At 63.4% G+C, this 22,549-nt stretch carries 14 protein-coding genes; 9 read left to right on the forward strand and 5 right to left on the reverse strand.

Annotated features, from left to right (window positions below; translation table 11 throughout):
* Positions 1-123: 123 nt before the first annotated feature.
* From ACVWYF_RS03455 to ACVWYF_RS03470, 4 genes are all read right to left on the reverse strand, one after another.
* Positions 124-939: an SDR family oxidoreductase gene (locus ACVWYF_RS03455; protein WP_457064640.1), complete on the reverse strand. Its 816-nt coding sequence runs from the start codon at positions 937-939 to the stop codon at positions 124-126.
* Positions 940-1,141: 202 nt separating this feature from the next.
* A complete protein-coding gene (locus ACVWYF_RS03460; protein ID WP_457064642.1) occupies positions 1,142-1,579 on the reverse strand; it encodes a PepSY-like domain-containing protein in 438 nt (145 codons plus the stop codon).
* A gap of 58 nt (positions 1,580-1,637) precedes the next feature.
* The gene (locus tag ACVWYF_RS03465; protein ID WP_457064644.1) at positions 1,638-2,954 is read right to left on the reverse strand and encodes a sensor histidine kinase; all 1,317 of its coding nucleotides are present in this window, start codon (positions 2,952-2,954) and stop codon (positions 1,638-1,640) included.
* A 118-nt stretch (positions 2,955-3,072) separates the two neighbouring features.
* Positions 3,073-3,750, reverse strand: coding sequence for a response regulator transcription factor (locus ACVWYF_RS03470; RefSeq protein WP_457064646.1), 678 nt, complete (start codon positions 3,748-3,750; stop codon positions 3,073-3,075).
* A gap of 162 nt (positions 3,751-3,912) precedes the next feature.
* Between ACVWYF_RS03470 and ACVWYF_RS03475 the strand changes: the two genes are divergently transcribed.
* From ACVWYF_RS03475 to ACVWYF_RS03505, 7 genes are all read left to right on the forward strand, one after another.
* Positions 3,913-5,259: a TolC family protein gene (locus tag ACVWYF_RS03475; protein ID WP_457064648.1), complete on the forward strand. Its 1,347-nt coding sequence runs from the start codon at positions 3,913-3,915 to the stop codon at positions 5,257-5,259.
* A gap of 124 nt (positions 5,260-5,383) precedes the next feature.
* Positions 5,384-6,352, forward strand: coding sequence for an efflux RND transporter periplasmic adaptor subunit (locus ACVWYF_RS03480; RefSeq protein ID WP_457064650.1), 969 nt, complete (start codon positions 5,384-5,386; stop codon positions 6,350-6,352).
* A gap of 35 nt (positions 6,353-6,387) precedes the next feature.
* Positions 6,388-9,582 carry an efflux RND transporter permease subunit gene (locus ACVWYF_RS03485; protein WP_457064652.1) on the forward strand — a complete coding sequence of 1,065 codons (3,195 nt, stop codon included), beginning with the start codon at positions 6,388-6,390 and terminating at the stop codon, positions 9,580-9,582.
* Between the two features lie 181 nt (positions 9,583-9,763).
* Positions 9,764-13,096: an efflux RND transporter permease subunit gene (locus tag ACVWYF_RS03490; RefSeq protein ID WP_457064654.1), complete on the forward strand. Its 3,333-nt coding sequence runs from the start codon at positions 9,764-9,766 to the stop codon at positions 13,094-13,096.
* A 98-nt stretch (positions 13,097-13,194) separates the two neighbouring features.
* Complete coding sequence (locus tag ACVWYF_RS03495; protein WP_457064656.1) at positions 13,195-14,379, forward strand: efflux RND transporter periplasmic adaptor subunit; 1,185 nt, start codon at positions 13,195-13,197, stop codon at positions 14,377-14,379.
* Positions 14,380-14,501: 122 nt separating this feature from the next.
* A complete protein-coding gene (locus ACVWYF_RS03500) occupies positions 14,502-15,953 on the forward strand; it encodes an efflux transporter outer membrane subunit (RefSeq protein WP_457064658.1) in 1,452 nt (483 codons plus the stop codon).
* A 182-nt stretch (positions 15,954-16,135) separates the two neighbouring features.
* On the forward strand, positions 16,136-16,942 hold the full coding sequence (locus ACVWYF_RS03505) for a phosphatase PAP2 family protein (protein WP_457064660.1): 807 nt from the start codon (positions 16,136-16,138) through the stop codon (positions 16,940-16,942).
* 101 nt (positions 16,943-17,043) lie between these two features.
* Here ACVWYF_RS03505 and ACVWYF_RS03510 read toward each other — a convergent pair whose 3' ends face one another.
* Complete coding sequence (locus ACVWYF_RS03510; RefSeq protein ID WP_457064662.1) at positions 17,044-19,158, reverse strand: molybdopterin oxidoreductase family protein; 2,115 nt, start codon at positions 19,156-19,158, stop codon at positions 17,044-17,046.
* 227 nt (positions 19,159-19,385) lie between these two features.
* Between ACVWYF_RS03510 and ACVWYF_RS03515 the strand changes: the two genes are divergently transcribed.
* Both ACVWYF_RS03515 and ACVWYF_RS03520 read left to right on the forward strand, forming a co-directional pair.
* A complete protein-coding gene (locus tag ACVWYF_RS03515) occupies positions 19,386-21,038 on the forward strand; it encodes a TldD/PmbA family protein (protein WP_457064664.1) in 1,653 nt (550 codons plus the stop codon).
* A gap of 150 nt (positions 21,039-21,188) precedes the next feature.
* Positions 21,189-22,508, forward strand: a complete 1,320-nt coding sequence (locus ACVWYF_RS03520) for a TldD/PmbA family protein (protein WP_457065083.1) — start codon at positions 21,189-21,191, stop codon at positions 22,506-22,508.
* Positions 22,509-22,549: the final 41 nt, after the last annotated feature.

Below are 22,549 nucleotides of genomic sequence, written 5' to 3' on the forward strand. Positions count from 1 at the left end.
CATGCAGAGCGCAGCGAAGCATCTTTACCGCAGTCACTAACCCTTTTGGTTGGATTGCGTTGCGCGGTAAAGATGCTTCGCTGCGCTCTGCATGACGGTCTTTATTATCTGCTTCTCCCCTGCTCAGCCGCCCGAGGCGAACCCGGGGTACAGGGTCATGCCGCCGTCCATGAAAATGGTTTGGCCGGTGATGTAGTCGGCTTCGTCCGAAGCGAGCCAGGCGGCGAGGTTGCCCACGTCGTCGGGGTCGCCCACGCGGTTGTAGGGAATGAGGGTGAGCAGGGCTTTTTCCTCTTCGGGCGTGTCGCGGGCCGTGAGGTTGATGGGCGTGGCAATGGCCCCGGGGCCGATGCTGTTGGCCCGGATTTTATGCGGAGCCAGCTCCTGGGCTACGCTTTTCATGAGCTGCATAATGCCGCCCTTGCTGGCCGCGTAGTTCACATGCCCGCCCCACGGAATGACTTCATGCACCGAGCTCATGCAGATGATTTTACCGGCCGCCTTGGAGATTTCGGGCTGCACGCCGCGCCGGATAAACTCGCGGGCCGCCTCGCGCAGGCACAGGAACTGGCCGGTCAGGTTCACGTCAATCACCTTCTGCCACTGGGCCAGGGTCATATCAATGAAGGCCGAATCCTGCTGAATGCCGGAATTGGCCACCACAATGTGGATGGTGCCGAAGTGCTCGATGGCCTGCTTGAACATGGCCTGCACCTCGGCTTCCTGGCTCACGTCGGCCTTGATGGCCAGGGCCTTGCCGCCGGCCGCCTCGATGGCGGCCACGGTGGCATTGGCCCCGGCTTCGTCGTGGGCGTAGTTCACCACTACTTTGGCACCGTGGGCGGCCAGGCCCTTGGCCACGGCCACGCCAATGCCGGAGCTGGCCCCCGTGACGAGGGCAATTTGATTGGCGAGACGCCGGGGGTCGGGAGATGCCATGCGGGGAAATGGGGGATTGGTGGAGAAACGATTGAAGGCGTAATGCTACCGGCGCGGCCTGTGCTTTTGATGAAGACGAGAAGCCGCCGAAAAGCTTACAAATGGCATACGCGCCCCATCCGGCGGGGTTTATTATCAAACAAAACCGCCCGGCCGCCGCAAAGGCAACCGGGCGGTTAGCGCAGAGAAAAACGGGAAGCCGCTATTTCTTCACTTCGGTGCCGTCGGCGTTGAACAGCACATCGCGGTGCTTGCCCGCCTGGCTGATTTCGGCCTCGAAGGTGGTGGCGCCGGTAGCGGCAGTTACGATTTTGGCGGCCTCCGTGATTTTATAGGCTTTGTAGCTGGTGGCCAGTGCCTTTTGCACGGGGGCGGGCAGTTGGGCCACGGCCATTTCCGTCTCCGTTTCCTTCAGCACACCGGCGGCGGTGATGACGGCCGACATTTCGGCTTTGCCCATGTCGAAGCCGGCTTCGTAGTCGGCTCCCTCCTTCTCCCATTTCACGGTTTTCACGGTGGGGAAGGTTTTTTTGAACGTGGCGGTGGCAGCAGCCGGCACTTGTGCGGCGGCCAGTTTCTGAGCGTGGGCGGCACCAGCAGTAAGCACGGCCGTAGCGACCAGCAAGAGTTGCTTTTTCATAGAATTGCAGGAATTAAAAAGGTGAATGTCTCACCAAATCTAGCCGGCCATTCTGGAGCTACTCTGTGGCAACAACGGCCACGCTGCTTTTTTTCGCGGGCACCTCGGCCGTGGGTTTCAGCACGACGCGCAGGGTGTGGCGGGTGCCCTGCTTCGCCATCGAGTACTCGACCCCGAAGCCATAGTAGCCGCATATTTGCTGCACGATGCTCAGGCCCAGGCCCGGCGACTCGGAGGCGGCGTTGTGCTTACGGAAACGCTCGAAGAACCGGGCCGGGTCGCCCTCCACGGCCGGTCCGGTGTTGCTGACCTTCAGCTCACTCGCAGATAAAAAAACGACCAACTCGCCGCCGCGCACGTTGTGCTTCACCGCGTTTTGCAGCAGGTTTTGGAGCAGCGAGTCGGCCAGGCCGGGGTGCATCTGTACCACCACGGGGCCGCTACTGATGTCGAGGCCGTAGCGCAGCTCGCGGGCTTCAAACAGGGGTTCGAGCTGGGCCACCCGCTCTTCCAGCAACTGGTCGAGGCGCACGGGTTGGGCTTGGGCAAACTGCCGGTTTTCGATTTTGCTGAGCAGGCTCAGGGCCTGATGCAGGCGCGAGAGGCGCAGCGTAGCCCCGTAGAGGTCGGCCACGAGCGGGGCGGCGGCGGGGTCTTCGGCCAGGGCGGGCACTTGCAGCAACTGTTCCAGCTGGGCCTGCATGATGGCCAGGGGCGTCTGGGTTTCGTGGGCGGCGTTGGCCGTGAACTCGCGCAGGCTCTCATAATCGGTCACCAAGCGCTGGCTGAAACCGTTCAGAGCCTGGTTCAGCTCGGCAAACTCGGCCACGGGCGGCGCGGGCAGCGCCAGGGGCCGGTGCTGCTGCAAATCGTACTCGCGCAGGGCCGCCAATGTGTGCCGGAAGGGTGCCCAGAGCCGGGCCGACAGCCAGCGGTTCAGCGCCACCATGCCGCCGAGCAGCAGGGCCAGCACGCTCAGCATCACGGCCAGCACCACGCCCAGCAGGTCCTCGGCCTCCACCAGCGACTTGCGCAGCGTGACCCACACCGGCCCTTCGCCGCGCACCGTGAGCGGGAACGTGAGCTGCCGGTGCGGCACTAGCTCATTTTCGGTATGGTCGAGCAGCATCGTATCGCGGAAACCCAGCGGGCGGGGCGTGCGGCTGATGTCGAGCAGGATGGCCAGCTGGCTCACGGGCGGCAGCTCGTTGGCGCGGGCTTTGGCCAGCAGCTCCCGGCGGCGGTCGGCCAGCTGCTCCCCTACCTCCGTGCGCAGCGCCAGATTGATGCCGTAATACAGACCCAGGCTGCCTCCCACAAACAAGAGCAGGGCCAGCAGGAGATAGTAGCGGGTAGTAGCGTTGAGCAGGTTCATGCAGGCTAAAACAAAGGGGCGGTACGGTTTCGCAGGCGCGCCGCTAAAGGCTTAACAGCCACCCGCAATCTTTCGATTGTACACCTCATCGGCTTCGGAAAGATAAGCCCGACGTTGCTTAGTCGTGACTAAGCTTATACCCAACGCCATACATGGTTCGAATATAATTTTCGGCCCCCTTCTCCTGAAGCTTCTTGCGCAGGTTTTTGAGGTGGGTGTAGATGAAGTCGAAGGAGTCGGCCGCGTCCACCGCGTCGCCGCAGAGGTGCTCGGCAATGGCTTCTTTGGTGAGCACGCGGCCGGGATTGGCCAGCAGGTACAGGAGCAGGTCGTACTCCTTGCGGGTGAGGGTGAGGGCTTCGCCACGGACGTGTACTTCGGCCAGCTCGGGCAGCACCAGCAGGTCGCGGAACACGATTTGCTGCTGGCCTTTGAACTGCCGGCGGCGGATGATGGCCCGCAGCCGGGCGTTGAGCTCGGAGAGGTGGAAGGGCTTGATGAGGTAGTCGTCGGCCCCGAGGTCGAGGCCCGCGATTTTGTCGTCGAGCGCATCGCGGGCGGTGATGATGAGTACGCCGGCCGGCGAACCATCCGATTTGAGCGCGCGGAGCAGGTCGAGGCCGGAGCCGTCGGGCAGGGTCAAGTCGAGCAGCACGCAGTCGTACTGATAAAGCATAATTTTTTCGTGGGCCTGGGCAAAGTCGGCGGCGGCTTCGACCAGGTAGCCGGCCTGCTTCAGCGAGCCCATGAGGGCCGTGCGCAGGGCAGCTTCGTCTTCAACAAGGAGAATTTTCATAAGCAGGAGGCTGAGTGGCGGGCGGCCCGGCCGCGAAGGAAGGCCCAAAGTTTGTATATATTCTGTGAGGTTATGCGTATGAAGGCCGGCTGCCGGGCAAGTGGCCGATTTTCTTCAGAATTACCCCGCAGCTTTGTGGCGCTTACCATCCTCCCCCTTCTGTTGTTCGCTCGCCTTCCCCGCCTGATTTGGTGCCTGGCCCTTGGGGGCCTGCCGACGCTATTTGCCGGGGCCGCCCGTGCCCAGACGGCTCCCGCCCCGGCCGTGCTCGCGCCCCTGCCGGCCGTGGCCACCGCCCCCGCCAGCCCACGCCGCCTCGATGAGTTCCTGCTGGTGGCCCGCCGCAACAGCCCGCTGATGCGCGAAACCGCCAATCAGGTCGGCCAGAACCGCATCGACAGCCTGGTCCGCGCCCGCCAGAACGGCGTGCAGGTGGGGGGCATCGGGTCGGCGCTCTATTATCCTTCAATAACGAATAGCCAAGGCGAAAGCGTGCTGGGCTACGACAACGCCATTTCCAACGGCGGTAACTACGCGGCCTTTGCCCAGGCCACCAAGCCCATTCTCAACCGCTTCCAGCTTCAAAACGACTATCAGATTATCGCCAGCCAGGGCCAAGTGCTGCGCAATACGGGGCGCTTGTCAGCGCTGGATTTGCGCCGCAACATCACCGACCAGTTCCTGACCGCCTACGCCGCCGAAACCCAGCTCAGCTTCAGCCGCACGCTGCTCGGCCAGCTGCGGCAGCAGGATGAAATGCTGCGCCAGCTGGTGAATGGCGGCATTTTCAAGCAAACCCAGTACCTGAGCTTCTACCTCTCGGTCCGCACCCAGGAGGTGACCGTGGAGCAAAACCTGCTGGCCTACCGCCGCGAGCTGGGCACGCTGCGCGCCTTGGCTGGCGTGGCCGATACGGCGCTGGTGAGCATCGAAGCCCCTACCCCGCCCACCCACCGCCCGCTGGCCGGCCTGCTTGCCCCGGCGCAGCGCCAGTACACCCTCGACAGCCTCCGCTTGCTGCTCGACCGGCGGGCCGTGGATGCGTATTACCGACCCAAAGTGAGCGCCGTGCTCGATGGCGGCCTGCAATCTTCCTCTTACCTGCCTGTGGCGCTGGCCCATAGCGTGGGCATCGGGGGCGGCCTGCAGCTTACCGTTCCTATTTTCGATGGGCACCAGCGCCAGCTGCAATACCAACGCATTGAGCTGAGCGAGCAGAGCCGGCGCGGCTACCGCCAGTTCATTACCGTGCAGCGGCAGCAGCAGTACGAGCAGCTGGAGGGCCTGATTCAGGCCTCCGATGCGCTGCTGGGCCGCATCCGGGAGCAGCTGCGGGTGGCCGATGCGCTGGTGGGCGCGGCCCGCCAGCAGCTGGCGACGGGCGACGTGGCCATTCTCGATTACCTGAACCTAGTGACCAGCTACCGGACCTTGCAGTTTAGTTTGACCCAGGCGCAGACCGACCAACTGAGAAGCCGGTTTGCCCTGGACTACCTGGCCGAGCAGTAGCGTGGACTCTGCGAGTCCGCGAGTGAGCGCAGCGAGCATCCGGCGTTGAGCAAACGTAAGGATTCCGAATGCTCGCTGCGCGCGCTCGCGGACTCGCAGAGTCCACGCTACATTATTTTACCTTATGAATAGTTTTCGCTTCCTCCTGCTCCTCCCCTTTCTCGCGGCCTGCGGCGCGAAAGACCCCGCCGCCGCCGGCGATGCCGCCGCGCCCGCCGATGGCGAGGAAGAGCCCGCCGTGAAACCGAAGGCCCTGGTCACCATCGGCACCGTGCAAACCGATACCCTTACCGACGTGCTACGCCTGAGCGCCGTTTCGGCCTTTCCGGCAAAGGATGCGCTGCGGGCCACCACCACCGGCTACGTGCTGCAACCCACGCCCGTGGTGGGCCAGCTGGTGCGGGCCGGCCAAACGGTGTTCACTATCCAGACCAAAGAGTCGAGAACCCTGCACCTCGACAAGCTTACCGGCGACCCGCGCCTGAAATTCAGCGGCATCATTCAGATTAAATCGGCCCGCACGGGCATCCTGGCCACGGTGGACAAGCTGGCCGGCGACTACGTGCAGGACGGCGAGCAGCTCGGCCTCACCTACGACCGCAACCGCTTCGGCTTCATCCTCGACGTGCCCGTGACGCAGCTGCGCTACGTGCATACCGGCCAGACCTGCCGCATCATCCTGCCCGACGGCCGCGTGCTGAACGGCCGCGTGGCCGAGGTGCTGGCCACCGCCGATGTCAGCATTCAGACCCAGCGCTACACCATCCGGCCCACTGGCCCGGTGCCGGAGCTGCCGGAGAACCTGGCCGTGCAGGTTGAGCTCGATAAAACCGCGCCGCACCTGGCCCGCACCCTACCGCGCGGCGCGGTGCTCACGGATGAGACGCAAACCACATTCTGGGTGATGAAGCTGCTAAATGACTCCACCGCTGTGAAGGTCCCGGTGACGGTAGGCGCGCAGGAAAAGGACCACATCGAAATCAAGCAGCCGGCCTTTAGTCCCAAAGACAAAATTTTGCTCAGCGGAAATTTTGGGCTGGATGACACGGCCGCCGTGAAAGTGACGCGGCCGGTAGCGGCGGAAAAAGAGTAGCAACGGCGCGCCAGCGTAACAACCAGTTCAACCCAATGCCCAACCGTCCTTCCATCTTTCAAGCCTACAAGGCCCCCATCGCGGTGCTGCTGGCCCTGGCCCTGGCGCTGGGCACGGTGGCTTACCGGCGCATCAACGTGGCCCTGTTCCCGGAGGTGACGTTTCCGAAGGTGAAGGTGATTGCTGAGAATGGCCTGGAGCCCGTGAACCGCATGATGGTGACCGTGACCAAGCCCATGGAGGACGCCATCAAGCGGGTGCCGGGGCTGAAGCTGCTGCGCAGCACCACCAGCCGGGGCAGCTGCGAAATCTCGGCGTTCCTGGACTGGGGCGTGGACGTGGCCAAGAGCCAGACCCTGATTGAGTCGCGCCTGAACCAGATTCGGGGCGACCTGCCCGGCACCGTGCAAATCTCGGTGGAGCGCATGAACCCGGCCATTTTGCCGGTAATGGGCTACACGCTGGAAGCGCCGGGCCGCTCGGCGCTGGAGCTGCGCAAGCTGGCCCTCTATACCATCAAGCCGTTTTTGTCGCAGGTCGATGGCGTGTCGTCGGTGCAGATTCAGGGTGGGCGCACGAAGGAGTATCAGGTGCAGCTGCTGCCCGACCAGCTGGCTGCCCTGGCCCTGGGGCCGGATGATATCACGAAGGCCCTCACCGCCACCAATTTCGTACAGAGCAACGGCTACCTCAGCGACTACCGCCGCCTTTACCTCACGGTGACGGACGCCACCATCCTTGAAAAAGAGGACCTCGAAAACATCGTGCTCCGCAACGACGGCCGCCGCATCGTGCGCCTCGCCGACGTGGCCACCGTGAGCCTGGGCGAGCAGCCCGAGTACACCCGCATCAACGCCAATGGCTCCGATGCCGTGCTCATCTCCATCCTCCGCCAGCCCGATGCCAACGTCGTCCTCGTTTCCGATGGCGTGAAGGCCAAGGTGGCGGCCCTGCAATCGGGCCTGCCGCGCGGCGTGCGCCTGGCTCCTTACTATGACCAGGCCGATTTCGTGGCCGAAGTGGTGAAGTCTGTACAGGATGCGCTCTGGATTGGCCTGGCGCTGGCCCTCGTGGTCACGGCGCTGTTCCTGCGCTCCTTCCGCGCCACGATGACGATTCTCGGGGCCATTCCGGTGGCGCTGGCGCTCACCATCGCGGTGCTGTATTTCGGCCTGGGCTACTCCTTTAATATTATGACGCTGGGGGCCATCGCTGCCGCCATCGGCCTGATGATTGATGACGCCGTGGTGATGGTGGAGCAGTTGCACCGCGTGGGCGAGGAACACCCCGATGCCACGCCCGGCGAAGTGGTGCGGCGGTCGGTGGGGCATCTGCTGCCCGCGTTAATTGGGTCGAGCCTGAGTACGATTGTGATTTTCCTGCCGTTTGCGCTGCTGGGCGGCGTGGCGGGGGCATATTTCAAGGTGCTGGCTACGACGATGGTAGTGGCGCTGGTGTGTTCCTTCCTAGTGGCGTGGCTGGGGCTGCCGGTGATTTATCTGCTGCTGAGCCGTAAGCGCAAAGCGGAGGTGGTGGCAACTGAGACGCCCCACGCCACGGGCAGCCCATCGACGACCAACGACCCCTACTTCGCCGACGAAACCCACGCCCTGGCAGCCGCGCCCACCCCGGCTTCGGTCACCCCCGAAGCGGCCGCTAAAGTCGATTCCGCCCACCACGAAATCCCCTGGGTGAAGGCCGTCATCCGCCACCCAGCCTATTCCATTATCGGTATTCTGGTGCTTATTGGCAGCATGGTGCTCATCATCCCGCGCCTGGCCACCGGCTTCCTGCCCGACATGGACGAGGGTGCCATCGTGCTCGACTACAACTCGCCGCCCGGCACCAGCATTGAGGAAACCGACCGCATGCTGCGCCAGGCCGAAAAGCTCATTGTGAAAGTGCCGGAAGTGGCCAGCTACTCGCGCCGCACCGGCACCCAGATGGGTTTCTTCATCACTGAGCCCAACCGGGGCGACTACCTCATCCGCCTCAAAACCGACCGCAAGCGCAGCACTGAGGAAGTCATTTCCGACATCCGCACGCGCATCGAAGCCACCCAGCCAGCCCTCACCATCGACTTCGGCCAGGTAATCGGCGACATGCTGGGCGACCTCATGAGTACCGTACAGCCCATCGAAATCAAGGTTTTTGGCCCCGATGCCACCAAGCGCTACGCCTTAGCCAACCAGGTAACCAAAGTGGTGGAAGGCGTGGCCGGCACCGCCGACGTATTCGACGGCATTGTGCGGATGGGCCCGAGCGTGGACGTGCGCCCCGACCCGCGCCGCCTGGCCCAGTACGGCCTCACCGCCACCGATTTCCAGACCCAGCTGCAAACCCAGCTGGCCGGCACCACGGCCGGCAACGTGCTCGAAGGCGAACAGCTCCTCAACATTCGGATGCGCTACCCCAACGCCGCCCAGGCCACCCTGGCCCAGATGCGCGGCGAGCCCGTGTTCCTGCCCAACGGCCAGCGCCGCCGCCTCGATGAGCTGGCCACCGTGCGCGTGACCGCCGGCGACGCCGAACTGGAGCGCGAGAACCTCCAGGCCATGACCGCCGTCACGGCCCGCCTCGACGGCCGCGACCTGGGCGGCGCGATGAGCGAAATTCGTCAGAAACTCGATAAGGAAGTGCCGCTGCCGCCCGGCTACTTCGTCCAGTACGGCGGCTCGTATGCCGAGCAGCAGCAGTCGTTTCAGGAGCTGCTCACGATTCTGGGCACGGCCTGTTTGCTGGTGTTTGCGGTGGCACTGTTTCTATTTCGGGACTTAAAAGCAGCGGGCCTGATTCTGCTCATTGCAATTCTGGGGCCGGCCGGCGGCTCGCTGGCGCTGTACCTCACCAACACACCGCTGAACGTGGGCTCCTACACCGGCTTGATTATGGTGGTGGGCATCATCGGTGAAAATGCGATTTTCACCTTCCAGCAGTTTTTTGAGGTGCTGGCCGAGGGCAACCCCGTGGAGCAGGCCGTGGGCTACGCCATCGCGGCCCGCCTGCGGCCCAAGCTGATGACGGCCCTTTCGGCCATCGCGGCGCTGGCCCCGCTGGCGCTGGGCATCGGGGCGGGCGCGCAACTGCACCAGCCGCTGGCCATTGCCGTAATTGGCGGGCTGCTGCTGGCCCTGCCGTTGCTGCTGGTGGTGCTACCCAGTCTGTTACGGCTGGCTTACGAACCAAAAACGTTGCCGGAAAAACCAGCTGTAGGCACGGCGGTGGCTTAAGGTTGCTCCGGTCCTCCAATGCCCCTTTTCAGTCGGTGAAATACCCCGTGCTGGTCGATGAAGAAGGCCTTTTGCATTAATGAGGGGTTAATTTTACCCCTGCAAGCCAACCATTAATCGGCCCGACCGGTTAAAGACCCTTGCGGCCGAAAAGGCAAATGCAGAAGTAGCCGAACATAATATGTGGATAGTTAGACTAGCGCTGGCGCGCCCCTACACATTCGTGGTAATGGCGCTGCTGATTCTCGTGGGCGGCGCGCTCACCATTCAGCGCATGGCGGTGGATATTTTCCCCGACATTCCGATTCCGGTAGTGGGCGTGGTGTGGGGCTACTCGGGCATGGCCCCCGAGGAGATGAACCAGCGCATCATCGTGCCGGTAGAGCGGGCCATCACCACCACCGTGAACAATGTGGAGCACCAGGAAAGCCAGAGCCTGAAAGGCGTGGGCCTGATTAAGGTGTTCTTCCAGCCCGGCTCCAACCCCGATGCCGGCGTAGCCCAACTCACGGCCATCACCCAGACGCTACTGCGGGTGCTGCCGCCCGGTATTACGCCGCCGCTCATCATCCGCTACTCGGCCTCCAACGTGCCAATTGCGCAGACTTCGCTCAGCTCCGAAACGCTGGGCGAGTCCGACCTGTTCGACGCGGCCAACGCCTTCATCCGGCCGGGCCTCGCGGTGGTGCAGGGCGCTTCGGTGCTACTGCCGAATGGCGGCAAGCCCAAGCAGATTATGGTCGACCTCGACCCGGATAAGCTGGCCGGCAAAAACCTGAGTGGCAACGACGTGGTCAACGCTCTGCTGGCCCAGAACGTCATTATCCCGGCCGGCTCGGCCAAAATCGGCGACCGCGAATACGACGTGAAGCTGAACTCCAGCCCCGATGCTATTGCCTCGCTCAACGACCTGCCCATCAAAACGACGGACGGCACCACGGTGTACATCCGGGACGTGGCTTTTGTGCATGAGGGAGCGGCTGTGCAAACCAACATCGTGCGCCAGAACGGCCGCCGTACCGCCATTATTCCGATTCTGAAAAGCGGGGCGGCCAGCACGCTTGACATCATCGACAAAATCAAGAAGGCGCTGCCCAACATCCAGGCCAACGCGCCGCCCGGCCTCAACATCAAACTGCTGTTCGACCAGTCGTTTTTTGTGCGGGCCAGCATCAAGGGCGTTATCATTGAAGCCTGCATCGCGGCGGCCCTCACGGCCCTGATGATTCTGCTGTTCCTGGGCTCCTGGCGCTCTACGCTGATTATTGCGACGAGTATTCCACTCTCGATTCTGGTCAGCATTATTATGATGAATATTCTGGGGCAGACCCTGAATATCATGACGTTGGGTGGCCTCTCGCTGGCCGTGGGCATTCTGGTGGATGACGCGACGGTGGAAATCGAGAACATTCACCGCAACATGGGCATGAAGAAGCTGCTTAAGCGCAGCATTCTCGATGGTGCGCAGCAGATTGCCACGCCGGCGCTGGTGGCCACGCTGGCCATCTGTATTGTGTTTGTGCCGGTGTTTTTTCTGGGCGGGGTGGCCTCGGCCATCTTCGCGCCGCTGGCCACCGCCGTAATTTTCGCCATGCTGGCCTCCTATATCCTCAGCCGGACGCTGGTGCCCACGCTGGTGATGTTCCTGCTACGCAAGGAGTTGCCCATTTACCACGCTCAGGAGGAGCCCGACCTGCCCAGCCAGCACACCCGCGATGGCCAGCCCGTGAGCCAGGTAGAGCGCGACCTGGAGCGCATCCGCCGCGAGCAGTTCGAGAAGGCCCACCCCAGCGGCACCCCCGAGGAAGAAGCCGAGGACGAGATTACCGATTCGGAGCGGAAGTCGGCCGAGGGCATCACCCAAACCTGGGTCTGGAAGCTGCACAAGGGCTTCGAGCACCAGTTTGAGAAGTTCCGGACGGTGTATGGCGGGGCGCTGGCCTGGGCGCTGGGCAACCGGCCGAAGGTGGTGCTAGCCTTCGCGGTGCTCTTCATCGGCTCGCTGGGGCTGTTTCCGCTCATCGGCCAGAACTTTTTCCCGACCGTGGATGCTGGCCAGCTCCGCCTGCACGTCCGGGTGCCCACCGGTACGCGCCTGGAGGAAACGGAAGTGCGCTTCCGGCAGGTCGAAAATGTGATTCGTAGCGTGATTCCGGCCGGAGAGCTGGACCTCGTGCTCGACAACATTGGCCTGCCCGTGATTCCCATCAACCTGCTGCTGAGCGACAACCCGACCATTGGGGCCGGCGACGGCGAAATACTGGTGAGCATGAAGGAGGAGCACGGCCCCACCGGCGACTACATCAACGAAATCCGCCGCCAGATTCATAAGCAATACCCGGACCTGACCATCTTCTTCCAGCCGGCCGACATCGTGAATCAGACCCTGAACTTCGGCCTGCCCGCCCCGATTGATATTCAGGTAATTGGCCGCGACAAGGCAGCCAACCAGCGCATTGCCGGCGAAATCAAGGCTAAAATCGTGAAGATTCCCGGCCTCGTCGATGCCTTCGTGTACCAGGCATTCGACCAGCCCCAGCTGCGCGTCGACATCGACCGGGTGCGGGCCCAGGAAGCCGGCCTTTCGCAGCGCGACATTGCCAACAACGTGCTGGTCAACCTCTCATCGAGCACCCAGACCAGTCCCAACCAGTGGCTGAACCCCACCACCGGCGTAAGCTACACGGTAGCCGTTCAAACCCCGCCCAAAGCCCTCTCCACCCTCGATGAAGTAGGCAATATCGGCGTGACCGGGGCCGGCCAGGGCCAGGCCCAGCTACTCAGCAGCTTCGCCACCACGCGCCGCACCCAGACCACCGCCGTGGCCTCCGACTACAACATTCAGCGCACCGTGGACGTGTACGCCAGCGTCTCGGGCCGCGACCTGGGCGGCGTGAGTAAGGATATCCGTAAAATTCTGGCCGACACCGAGAAAACGCTGCCCAAAGGCACCACGCTGGCCCTGCGCGGGCAGGCCGATTCCATGCGGACGTCCTTCGCCGGGCTGGGCCTGGGCCTGGCCGGGGCTATCATTCTGGTGTACCTGCTGATGGTGGTGAACTTCCAGAGCTGGATGGACCCGCTCATTATCATCACCGCTCTGCCGGGCGCGCTGGCCGGCATTCTGTGGATGCTGTTCGTGACGCAAACCACGCTGAGCGTCCCGGCGTTGATGGGGGCCATCATGTGCATCGGCGTGGCCACGGCCAACTCTATTCTACTAGTGACTTTTGCCAATGAACGCCGCGAGGAAGAACCGGATTTGAGCCCCCGCGATGCGGCGCTGGATGCCGGCTTCACCCGCCTGCGCCCGGTGCTAATGACGGCTCTGGCCATGATTATCGGCCTGCTGCCCATGTCACTGGGCATGGGCGAGGGCGGCGAGCAGAACGCCCCGCTCGGCCGCGCCGTAATTGGCGGACTGATGCTGGCGACGGTGACGACGCTGTTCTTTGTGCCAATAATGTTTTCGTATTTGAAAAAAGCCAAGCCTGTGCGGGCGCAAACGGCTTAGCTTTTCACGCAGTGTTCCGCAGTGTCAAGCGCAGTGTCTCGCAGTGCTCATATGCAAGTACAATACTGCGGAACACTGCGTGAAATTTTATTAAATCCATGTCCGATTCCAAATCTTCCGGCCGGTTCTGGCTGATAATATTCATTGTACTGGGCGTTTTCGCCGGCCTGTTCGTGCTTGGCTACATGCCCCGCCACAAGCAGGAAAAAGCCCGCAACGCCGAAGCCGCGCAAGTCACCGACGCCACACCGACCGTGACCGTCGCCAAAGCCAAAATCGCTCCCGATACCACTACCGTCACCCTGCCCGCCGATACTAAATCGTTGCGCGAAACCTTCGTTTTTGCCCAGGCCAACGGCTTCGTGAAATCGTGGAGCGCTGACATTGGCCAGAAAGTCCACGCCGGGCAGGTGCTGGCCGAAGTCACCACGCCCGAACTTGACCAGCAAGTGGCCCAGGCCCGCGCCAACCTCGGCTTGGCCAAAACCAGCTACAACCGCCTGGCCGGCGTGGCCCTGCCCGGTGCTATTTCCAAGCAGGAGCTGGATGTGGCCAAATCGCAGTTTTCGGTACAGCAGGCGGCGTTGCAGCAGCTGCTGGCGCAGCAGAACTTCCGGCGCATCACGGCTCCGTTCAGCGGCACCGTCACGCAGCGGAACGTGGAAGTGGGCAGCCTCGTGAGCAGCAGCAACGCGACGGGCTCGCAGCTGTTCAAGATTGAGCAGACCGGCACGCTCCGTGCCTTCGTACAGGTGCCGCAGAACTTCGCCCCCTCCATCAAAAGCGGCATGGCGGCCGACTATCTCGTTCCCGAATACGTGGGCAAACCCTTCAAGGGCAAGGTAGTGCGCAACGCCGGGGCCCTCGACCCCAATACCCGCACCCTGCTCACCGAAGTTCAGATTCCGAACCCAAGTGGTCAGTTGCGGCCCGGCTCCTATGCCCAGGTGAAATTCTTCCTGCCGCGCACCGCGCCCAGCGTCATCATCCCGGCCAACGCGCTGGTGCCCGGCGGCACCGACAGCCGCGTCGCCACCGTGCAGGACGGCAAAATCCACTACCAGCCCATCACCACGGGCCGCGATTTTGGCAACCAGCTCGAAGTATCGCAGGGCCTGAAGGGCGGCGAGCTGCTGGTGCTGAACCCCGCCGAAACCCTCAGCGAAGGCGAAGCCGTGCAGACCAAAGCCTTCACTCCGCCCGCCAAGCCCGCTGGCCCGCCGCCCGCCAAGCCCCGACTCAACGACCCCGACGCTCCCCGCGTGTCGTCGCCGGTGAAGTAGAGGCCGTTGCCCCGGTCCGACCGCCCTAAGCGGTCCGACCGGTTGAAGTAATAACGATGCCGCCTGACGATAACCGGTCGGACCGCTTAGGGCGGTCCGACCGGGCGAAATGCCCCTCCGCAATGACCCTCCGCCTCTCCCCTTTTCTCCTCATCGCGCTGCTGGCCGGCTGCGTGCGGCCGCCCAGCTACGCGCCGCCCAGCCTGCCCACGCCCGTGGCCTGGAAAAACACGGCCGACAGCCTCACCGCCGCCACGCCGCCGGCCGCCGTGGCCAGCAGCACGCCGCCCACCGTCGACAACCCGCCCGCGCCCGCCAGCTGGTGGACGCTCTTCAACGATGCCGGTCTGAACACGCTGGAGCAGCAGGCCACCGCCCAGAACTTTAGCCTGCAAGCCGCTTTGGCCCGCGTGGAGGAAGCCCGCGCCAACGTGCGGGTGGCCAGTTCTTACCGCTCGCCCCTCGTCACGGTGGACCCGCAGGTGTACCGCTCGCGGCTCTCGGGGCTGCGGCCGCTGCCGTTTCCGGTGGCTACCAACAACCTAGGTATCATTCAGACCCAGTATTACATCCCCATCAACGCCAGCTACGAGTTCGACGTGTGGGGCCGCATTCGCAGCAGCATCCGGGCCGCCGAGGCCGATGCGCAGGTGCAGGAAGCCAACCGCCGCACCGTGTTGCTTTCCCTCACGGCCGATGCCGCGACTTATTACTTCAACATTCGCGGGCTCGATGCCCAGTTGCTCGTGCTTGATACCGCCCGCCTGGACCGCCAGCGCAGCCTGGCGCTGACCCGCGCCCGCTACCAGGCCGGCGTCGATAATGAGATTGCCGTGCATCGCGCCGAAACCGAGTTGGCCAACGTCGATGCCAGCGTCATCGAAACCCGCCGGCAGCGCTTGGGCCTCGAAGCCTCGCTGGCGACGGTGCTGGGTCAGCCGGCCAGCGGTTTCGCGGTGGCGGCGCAGGCCGGGCCGCTGGCCGCGCCGGTGGTGCCGGCCTCGCTGCCCGCGTCGCTGCTGGCCCGCCGGCCCGACTTGCAGCAGGCCGAGCGCCGCCTCGCCGCCGCCAGCGCCCGCGTGGACGTGGCCAAACTCACGCGCTTGCCCACCGTGCGCCTCAACGGTTACCTCGGCCCCCAAAGCGCCAAAATCGGTGACCTGGCCCGCGTGGCCGATAACTACACCTACTACGTGGGCGGCGGCGTGAGCATCCCCGTTTTCAACGGTGGCCGCAACCGTGCCAACGAGCAGTTGGCCCGCTCCGAAGCCGAAGCCCTGGTGGCCGACTACCGCCAAGCCGCCCTGGTGGCGTTTGAGGAGGTGGAAACCAGCCAGGCCGACGTGCGCCAGTACCAAGCCCAGGCGGCGGCCCGCCAGAGGGCCTACCGCGCCGCCCGCCTCGCCAGCGCCCTCACCAAGGAGCGGTACCGCGCCGGCCTCACCACCTACTTCGAAGTGGTGGATGCCGACCGCCAGACACTAGACGCGGCCACGCTGCTCACGCAGGCGCAGAGCAATTTATTGGGGGCCAGCGTGGCATTGGTACGGGCCTTGGGCGGCGGCTGGGAATAGCCACTGAATCAACAGATTTCGCACAGATTTGAAAATCCCCGCTAACCAATCGGGGATTTTTTTGCAACAACAATCAGCGTCAAATCAGCTGATTAAGATTTTCACCAGAATCCAACGTTACGTTTATGTTATTGGGTGCGTAATAACGAACTCGCCATTTATCCGACTCCATTTTTTCTTTCATGCGCTCCTTTTTAATTACCCGCTTTGCCGCCGTTACGCTATTATTCGGTGCGCTCCATCCGGTTCAGGCCCAGGTCAAACCGACCCGTGCCGATACGACCGAAAAATATCAAAACCCCGGCGGCGTTTCTTCGGGGGTGAAGGCTCCCTTTTTCAAGAGCAAGCTGTTCAAGGCGGTGGCCATTCCCGCCGTGCTGATAACCTACGGGGCCATTACGGCCCAAGGCGATGGGGGTATCAACCACAGCAGTCAGGAGTTCGTGCGGAAACAGTTTCGGCCGGTCAATACGATGATTGACAACACCGTGATTTTCCTGCCCTACCTTGAGCTCGGGGCCGTAGCATTGGCCGGCGTGGAGTCTCGCAACGACCGCATCAACACGCTGCTCATCATTGCCAAGGGTGAGGCCATCATGCTGGCCTCCACTTTTGCGGTGAAGTACCTACGCGGCGAAACCCGGCCGAACCAGATGGACAACCTGTCGTTTCCCTCGGGGCACACGGCGCAGGCATTTCTGGCGGCCAGCATCGTGCATACCGAGTTTCGGGATAAAAGCCAGTGGTACGGCGTGGGTGCCTACACCATTGCCACCAGCGTGGCCGCCCTGCGTATGATTAACGACAAGCACTGGCAGAGCGACGTGGTGGCCGGCGCGGGCTTCGGCATCCTCTCCGCCCACTTAGCCTACCTGAGCCACCGCAACCGCTGGGGCCGCAAGTCCATCGGCCGCGACATTGGCATGGCTCCGGCCTACTTCGGCAACGGTGCCTCGGGCATGACGCTTTCGTGGCGGCCCACGAAATAATACGTTTTGAAGGTTGCGTTTTGAGTTAAATAAGCCCCGGATTAACGCCTGTTACAGGCGCTTTTCCGGGGCTTATCCATTTCTCATTCAGCCCTCAACATTCAACACCTCTCTACCCACACCGGCACGGCCGATAGCGCAGCGTTGCCCGTCAGCTCATCGAGCCGGGCATCATCGGTCAGGTCATTGATGCTGACCCCGGCGTGGGCCTGCGCCACGGCCAGCCGCGTGCCGAGGCGGGCGTGGCCGTAGCCGTGGGGCATACTGGCCACGCCGGGCATGAGGTTGGACGTGATTTCGACGGGTAGCTCCACTTCTCCCACGCGGGAACGTACGCGCACCGGCTGGCCGTCGGCGAGTTGGCGAGTGGCCGCGTCTTCGGGGTTCATTTGCAGGGTGCAGCGGTTGCGGCCTTTGATGAGGCGGGGCAGGTTGTGCATCCAGGAGTTGTTGGAGCGCAGCTCGCGCCGACTGATGAGCAGCAGCTGATTCTCGGCCGCCACGGGCGCGGCGGCCAGCATGCGACGGGCGCGGTCAAGGTCGGCCAGGAACAGCGGGGCAGCCAGATTGATACGCTGGGTTGAGGTGCGCAGGGCGGCGGGCAGGCGCGAGTGCAACTCGCCGAGGTCAACGCCGTGGGGATTTTCGCGGAGGGTTGAAAGGGATAAACCGGTGCGGCCGTAGGCGCCGTAGCGCAGGCCGAGGTCGATTTTGGTTTCGGGGTTTTCGGGGGCGGGCGCGGTGGCCGCATCGAACGCCTCGTCGGCTTCTAGGCGCTGGCGCAGGCCCTCGAAAATCTCCCAGTCGTAGCGCGCATCCGGGCCTTTGTCGAACAGCGGCTCGGAGTAGCGGCTGGTGTTGCGGATGGCCAGGGCGTGGAAGCTCACGTCGTAGTGCGCGGTTTCGAGGCCGGTGGCGGGCGGCAGGATGTAGTGGGCGTGGCGGGTGGTTTCGTTGAGGTAGATGTCGATGGAAACCATGAAATCGAGGCCGGCCAGGGCGGTGTCGAGCTGCGCGCCGTTGGGCGTAGAGAGTACCGGGTTGCCGCAGCTCGTGACCAGCGCCCGCAGCTGGCCATCGCCGGGCGTGAGCATTTCCTCGGCCAGGCAGGCCACCGGCAGCTCGCCCATGAACTCGGGGGCCTGCCGCACCCGGCTCCGGTACCGGTCGTACTTCGTGTAGATACCCGGCTTGCCCAGAATATCCAGCGCGGGCGTGGCAAACATGTAGCCGCCCGGTTCATCGAGGTGCCCCGTGAGCAGGTTCAGCGCATTTATCAACCACAGGCACAGCCCGCCAAACTCCTGCACCGACACGCCAACCCGGCCGTAAATCACGCCCCTTTCAGCCGCCGCCAGCTCCCGCGCCAGCGTGCGGATATCAACCGGCGCGATGCCCGTAATGGCGCTAACGTGCTCGGGCATAAAATCCGCCACGGCCGCACCAAGCTCGGAGATGCCGTCGGTGAATTCCGCCAGCCGCCCCGGTTTCAGCAGCTGCTCCGCATACAACACCTGCGTCATGGCCAATAGCAAAAACACGTCGGTGCCGGGGCGAATGAAGTGGTGGGCATCGGCTTTGGCGGCGGTTTCGGAGCGGCGCGGGTCCACTACCACCACTTTGCCGCCGCGGGCCTGAATGGCTTGCAGGCGCTTGGCCACGTCGGGCGCGGTCATCAGGCTGCCGTTGCTTACCAAGGGGTTGCCGCCGAGGATGAGCCAGTGGTCGGTGCGGTCGAGGTCCGGCACGGGCAGCAGCAGCGGGTGGCCGTAGAGCTGCCAGGCCGCGAAATGGTGCGGCAGCTGGTCGACCGAAGAGGCCGAGAACAGGCTGCGCGAGCCCAGTGCCCGCAGAAAGCCCGGCGCGGCCAGCTGCGTGCCCGAGTTGTGTACGCTGGGGTTGCCGGCGTACCAGGCGGTGGCGTGCGGGCCGTGGGCGGAGCGCTGGCGGCGCAGGCCGGCGGCCACTTCATCGAGGGCAGTTTCCCATTCGATTTCCTGCCAGCCGTCGGCGGTGCGCTTCAGGGGGCGGCGCAGGCGGTTGGGGTCCTCGTAAATATCCTTCAGGCCCACAGCCTTGGGGCAGATGTGGCCCCGGCTGAAGGGGTCCCGCGCATCGCCGACGATGCTAAGCACCTGGCCGTTTTCATGGGTGATTTCGAGGCCGCAGATGGCTTCGCAGAGGTTGCAGGCGCGGTAGTGGGTTTCGACGGGCATGGCGGGAATGTACCGTGGACTCTGCGAGTCCGCGTGTGGGCGGGAAGGGAATGGTGCGAAAGGTAACGGGCAGAATAGGATTAGTGGGAATTGACCGTCCACGCGCGGACTCGCAGAGTCCACGGTACGCCCTTGCAACATTCGCCTTGCCTTCCTGTCTTTTTCATTAAGATTTCGTCCCATCTTTACGAATCTGCTTTCCCTATCACCCGAATCCCTACTCTCTTTTGAAAAGACGCGACTTTGTAGGACTGTCCGGCCTGGCCGCCGGGGCCCTGTTCCTGCCCGGCTTCCCCAGCCTCGGCGGCACGCCCGTAGACGCCGCCCGCCTGCTAGAGCCCGGCCTCAACCCCGCCCAGAAAAAACGCTTGGCCGACGCGGCCCTGAACGCCGCCAAAGCCGCCGGCGCGAGCTACGCCGATGTCCGCATCGGCCGCTATCTCAACCAGAGCATTTTCACCCGCGAAAAACAGGTGCAGAACATCGCCAGCGGCGAGAGCTTCGGGGCCGGCGTGCGGGTGCTGGCCAACGGCACCTGGGGCTTCGCGGCCACCAATGTGGTAACCGAAGCCAGTCTCGCCAAAGCCGCCCAACTGGCCGTGTCCATCGCCAAGGCCAACGCCAAAGTGCAGAAGGAGAAGGTGCAGCTGGCCCCGCAGCGCGGCTACGGCGAGGTAACCTGGCACACGCCCATCAAGCAGAACGCTTTTGAAGTGCCGGTGGCGCAAAAGGTGGAATTGCTGCTGGCCGCCAACGCGAAGGCTCTCGACAACGGCGCGAGCTTCGTCAACTCTTCGCTCTTCCAAATCAATGAGCAGAAGTATTTCGCCAGCACCGACGGCTCCTACATCGACCAGGACGTGCATCGTATCTGGCCCACGTTTTCGGTCACGGGCATCGACCGGGCCAGCGGTAAATTTCGCTCCCGCGATGCCCTGAGCGCGCCGATGGGCCTGGGCTACGAGTACCTCAGCCCCCAGGCCGCCGACAAGATTCCGGGCGCGGCGGGTACCGGCCTCATCGGCTACCGCAACTCCTACGACATGCTGGAAGACGCCGCCCTGGCCGCCAGGCAGGTAAAGGAAAAGCTCACCGCGAAGTCCGTCACGGCCGGCAAGTACGACCTCGTGCTCGACCCCAACCACCTGGGCCTCACTATCCACGAAAGCATCGGCCACCCGCTGGAACTGGACCGCGTGCTGGGCTATGAGGCCAACTACGCGGGCACTTCCTTCGCCACGCTGGAGTGGAAGGCCAAGCAGATTCCCTACGGCTCGAAGCTGGTGAACATCGTGGCCGATAAGCTGCAACCGGGTTCGCTGGGCGCGGTGGGCTACGACGACGAAGGCGTGCAAACCAAGCGCTGGGACCTCATCAAAGATGGTACGCTGGTGAACTACGAGAAAATCCGCGACCAGGCCCACATCGTCGGCCAGGCCGAATCAGACGGCTGCTGCTACGCCGATTCCTGGGATTCGGTGCAATTCCAGCGCATGCCCAACGTAAGCCTGCAACCCGGCAAAGCCAAGCTGAGCGTGGATGAGCTGATTAAAAATGTGGATAAAGGCATCTACATCGCCGGGCGCGGCTCCTACTCCATCGACCAGCAGCGCTACAATTTCCAGTTCGGCGGGCAGGTGTTCTACGCCATCGAAAAAGGACAGATTACGGGCATGATTGAGGACGTGGCCTACCAGGCCAACACCCAGGAATTCTGGAATTCCTGCGCCGCGATTTGCGACGAATCGGACTACCGGCTGTTCGGCTCGTTCTTCGACGGCAAGGGCCAGCCCAGCCAAGTTTCGGCCGTGAGCCACGGTAGCAGCACGACGCGGTTTAATGGGGTAAACGTGATAAATACCGCCCGCAAAATTGGGTAACACCTGAACGTCATGCCGAGCGCAGCCGAGGCATCTCGCGTGCCAACACTAATCCTTTTTTACAATTGAATTACTCCCTACGCGAGATGCCTCGGCTGCGCTCGGCATGACGGTCTAAATTCATTTAGCAACTCCACAGTAGAACTATCCCTGGCCATGCTCTCCAAAGACGAAGCCCAAACCATCCTCAAAAAAGTCCTCGCCTTCAGCACCGCCGATGAGTGCGAGGCCACCCTGAACGGCAGCACGGGCGGCAACGTCCGCTCGGCCCGCAACTCCATCAGCACCGCCGGGGCGAGCGAAAACGTATCGCTAGCCGTGCAGTCGCGCTTTGGCAAGCGCAGCGGGCTCGCCACCTGCAACGAGTTTGACGAGGCCAGCCTGCGCCGCTGCGTGCAGCGGGCCGAGGAAATTGCCCGGCTCGCGCCGGAGTCGCCGGAGTACGTGGCACTGCTGGGGCCACAAACCTACCTGACGTCGCCAGGCTCGTTTGCGGCGCGCACGGCCGCCATTACGCCGGATTACCGGGCCGAGCAGATTGGGGCCAGCATGGCGCTGTGCGAGACGAAAAAGCTAAGCTCCGCCGGCTTCTTTAATGACTCGGCGGGCTTCGTGGCCAAGCGCAATTCCAAGGGCCTGGAGGCTTACCAGCAAGTGAGCAGCGTCGATTTTTCCATCACCGTGCGCACGGCCGATGGCACCGGCTCGGGCTACGCCATTGCCAACTATACCGATTTGGCGAAGTTTGACGCGGCCCGGCTGACGCGGGTTGCCGCTGATAAGGCGGCATCGTCAGTCAATGCCAAGGCCATCGAGCCGGGCAAGTACACCGTGATTCTGGAGCCGGCCGCCGCCATCGATTTGCTCAACAACATGATGGGCGCGATGGATGCCCGCAACGCCGACGAGGGCCGCAGCTTTCTGAGCAAAAAAGGCGGCGGCAACAAGAAGGGCGAAAAGGTATTTGACGAGCGGGTCACCATCTCCTCCGACCCCACCCACCCCGACGTGCCCGACCTGACCTTCGCCGGCGACGGCCGCCCGCAGCAGAAAGTGACCTGGGTGGAAAAGGGCATCGTGAAAAACCTCTACACCTCGCGCTTCTGGGCCCAGAAATCGGGCGTGCCGGACATCCCGCCCCCCGGCGGCTGGATGATGGCCGGCGGCACCCAGAGCACGGCCGACCTCATCAAGGGCACGGCCAAAGGCATATTGGTGACGCGCCTCTACTACATTCGGGCCGTCGACCCGCAGACGCTGCTCTACACCGGCCTGACGCGCGACGGGACGTTCTACATCGAAAACGGCGTCATTAAATTCCCGGTGAAAAACTTCCGCTTCAACGAAAGCCCGGTCATCATGCTGAATAACCTGGAGGCACTGGGCAAACCGGTGCGGTTGAACGGCAGCCTCGTACCGCCGCTCAAGATTCGGGACTTCACCTTCACCAGCCTCTCGGACGCGGTGTAGCGCGGACTTTGTAGTCCGCGAGCCTGTGCATCATTCACTTA

This window comes from Hymenobacter sp. UYAg731, from assembly GCF_054061335.1.

What these genes read in the sequence shown, in the direction of transcription:
- ACVWYF_RS03465 (WP_457064644.1), bottom strand. Translation starts at nt 2,954, where the DNA reads ATGAACCTGCTCAACGCTACTACCCGCTACTATCTCCTGCTGGCCCTG.
- ACVWYF_RS03480 (WP_457064650.1), top strand. Translation starts at nt 5,384, where the DNA reads ATGAATAGTTTTCGCTTCCTCCTGCTCCTCCCCTTTCTCGCGGCCTGC.
- ACVWYF_RS03460 (WP_457064642.1), bottom strand. Translation starts at nt 1,579, where the DNA reads ATGAAAAAGCAACTCTTGCTGGTCGCTACGGCCGTGCTTACTGCTGGT.
- ACVWYF_RS03510 (WP_457064662.1), bottom strand. Translation starts at nt 19,158, where the DNA reads ATGCCCGTCGAAACCCACTACCGCGCCTGCAACCTCTGCGAAGCCATC.
- ACVWYF_RS03505 (WP_457064660.1), top strand. Translation starts at nt 16,136, where the DNA reads ATGCGCTCCTTTTTAATTACCCGCTTTGCCGCCGTTACGCTATTATTC.
- ACVWYF_RS03490 (WP_457064654.1), top strand. Translation starts at nt 9,764, where the DNA reads ATGTGGATAGTTAGACTAGCGCTGGCGCGCCCCTACACATTCGTGGTA.
- ACVWYF_RS03495 (WP_457064656.1), top strand. Translation starts at nt 13,195, where the DNA reads ATGTCCGATTCCAAATCTTCCGGCCGGTTCTGGCTGATAATATTCATT.
- ACVWYF_RS03470 (WP_457064646.1), bottom strand. Translation starts at nt 3,750, where the DNA reads ATGAAAATTCTCCTTGTTGAAGACGAAGCTGCCCTGCGCACGGCCCTC.
- ACVWYF_RS03455 (WP_457064640.1), bottom strand. Translation starts at nt 939, where the DNA reads ATGGCATCTCCCGACCCCCGGCGTCTCGCCAATCAAATTGCCCTCGTC.
- ACVWYF_RS03485 (WP_457064652.1), top strand. Translation starts at nt 6,388, where the DNA reads ATGCCCAACCGTCCTTCCATCTTTCAAGCCTACAAGGCCCCCATCGCG.
- ACVWYF_RS03500 (WP_457064658.1), top strand. Translation starts at nt 14,502, where the DNA reads ATGACCCTCCGCCTCTCCCCTTTTCTCCTCATCGCGCTGCTGGCCGGC.